The 570-nt window shown below is 47.9% G+C and carries 1 protein-coding gene; it reads left to right on the top strand.

Translation table 11 applies throughout. The annotated features are described in order from the left end of the window. On the top strand, positions 1-570 hold a 570-nt coding region (locus R7190_RS29485; protein ID WP_318138152.1), incomplete at both ends, for an ROK family protein.

Here is a 570-nt window from a genome sequence, read left to right as displayed (position 1 = left end):
AGTCGCGGATGTTAGCCAGCTCGCTCCAGCGAGTGTTACCAAAATCACCCGTCAACTATTGGAACGCGGCCTCATTAAAGAGGTCGCCCAACAAGCTTCAACAGGTGGTCGTCGAGCAATCTCATTGACCACTGAAGTGAAGCCTTTTCACTCTATCGCCGTTCGTTTGGGTCGAGACTGCGGTCAATTCTGTCGCTATGACTTAGGCGGCACTGCACGGGCAGAAGATCAACACGAACTTCACTACACCAACCAAGCCGATTTGATTGCAGGTCTTATTGATTTATTAAAAAACTTCGTAAGTCGTTGCCAAGATAAAATTGACCAGTTGATTGCTATCGGTATTACGTTACCAGGCCTAGTTAACCCTACGACAGGCGTCGTTGAGTACATGCCAAATACGGATATTGATAACCTTGCGCTTGGTGAAATTATCCGAGAGAAGTTCAATACGGCTTGTTTTGTCGGTAACGACGTCCGTGGTATGGCACTTGCGGAGCATTATTTTGGTGCTAGCCAAGATTGCCAAGACTCTATCTTAGTCAGTGTACACCGCGGTACTGGCGCAGG

It is taken from the genome of Vibrio sp. 1078-1, from assembly GCF_033340475.1.
This window is presented reverse-complemented; position numbering and strand designations above follow the sequence as displayed.